The organism is Streptomyces sp. SID1328 (genome assembly GCF_009865595.1).
Taxonomy (GTDB): domain Bacteria; phylum Actinomycetota; class Actinomycetes; order Streptomycetales; family Streptomycetaceae; genus Streptomyces; species Streptomyces griseoluteus.
The window spans coordinates 1-1,427 of sequence record NZ_WWKH01000866.1 but is presented as its reverse complement, the minus strand read 5'-3'; the positions used below and the strand labels follow the sequence as shown (position 1 = coordinate 1,427).

Annotated in this window: 1 protein-coding gene; it reads left to right on the top strand. The window is 69.1% G+C overall.

The genetic code is table 11. The features are described 5' to 3' along the window. The first annotated feature begins 10 nt into the window (after window positions 1-10). Window positions 11-1,069, top strand: coding sequence for an LCP family protein (locus tag GT030_RS27910; RefSeq protein WP_161203453.1), 1,059 nt, complete (start codon window positions 11-13; stop codon window positions 1,067-1,069). Window positions 1,070-1,427: the final 358 nt, after the last annotated feature.

The window sequence follows — 1,427 nt, the reverse complement described above, 5'->3', positions numbered from 1 at the left end:
CACGGCCGTACTGCTCCTGGCGGCGGGCGGGGCCGGCTGGGCGCTGTACGCCCGGCTCAGCGACAACATCACCCCCGACGAGGCGGCCGCGCGCGAGCTGGCCCGCTATGACAAGGAGCGGCCCACCGCGCTGGTGTCGGGTGCGCAGAACATCCTGCTGATCGGCACCGACAGCCGCGCCGGGGACGGCAACGAGCAGTACGGGCGGGACTCGGGCGCGGAACGCTCGGACACCACGATCCTGCTCCACCTGGCGGCCGACCGGCGCAGCGCCACCGCCGTCTCGCTCCCCCGCGACCTGATGGTGCGCGTCCCGGCCTGCCCGCGCGCCGGCGGAGGCCGGACCGAACCGTCGTTCGCCATGTTCAACACCGCCTTCCAGCTCGGCGGTTCGGCCTGCACCATCCGTACCGTCGAGGAGCTGACCGGCATCCGGGTCGACCACCACATGGTCGTCGACTTCAGCGGGTTCAAGCAGATGGTGGACGCCGTCGACGGGGTGCCGGTGTGCCTGCGGAAGCCCATCGACGACAAGGCGGCCAGGCTGAAGCTGCCCGCAGGACGGGTCACCCTCGACGGCGAGCAGGCGCTCGGCTACGTACGGGCCCGCAAGACGCTCGGGGACGGCAGCGACACCGACCGGATGGACCGCCAGCAGCGGTTTCTCGGCGCGCTGGTGGAGAAGGTGCGCAGTGACGGCGTCCTGCTGAACCCGGTGAAGCTGTATCCGGTGCTGGACGCGGCGACCTCGGCGCTCACCACCGATCCGGAACTGGCCAGTCTGCGCGGCTTGTACCGGTTGGTCCGGGGGGTGCGCGACATCCCCACCGAACATGTGCGGTTCCTCACCGCTCCGCGCGAGCCGTATGTATACGACTCCGACCGTGACCAACTGGTGCAGCCCGAGGCCGGGCAACTGTTCGCCCGGCTGCGCGCGGACCGGCCCGTCGAGGTGACGGACACTTCACCGGATACCGGCGGTAAATCACCCGGCGACAGCACGGGAAACTCCCCTTCGGCCACCCCCACCTACCGGGGCAGCACGGCCGCCGCGCACACGTGTAAGTAATCCTCACACCAAATCGGCGAACTTTTGTTCAGAGGAATGAGCGGGATTGCCCAGTTCTAAGAACGTGGAATTCGTCACCGGCGTCGCCCGACCCTGAACAGGGCGGATAGTGTGAGCGATCCGGTGCACCCCGGCCCGTGAGGTACGTCCTCCGACCGCGCACCGTTTCACCGAGACCCGAGCGCCTACAAGGGGGAAGGCGCCGCGTGGCCCCGACGGAGGATTCGGACAACCGTGGACGCGCAAAGCCGTGGGCGGGCGGAGAACATCGACCCCGCAGACCAGTGGGTACTCAATCCGAACACCGGCGAATACGAACTGCGACTGGGCAATTCCGCACCGCAGTCACCGGTTCCCG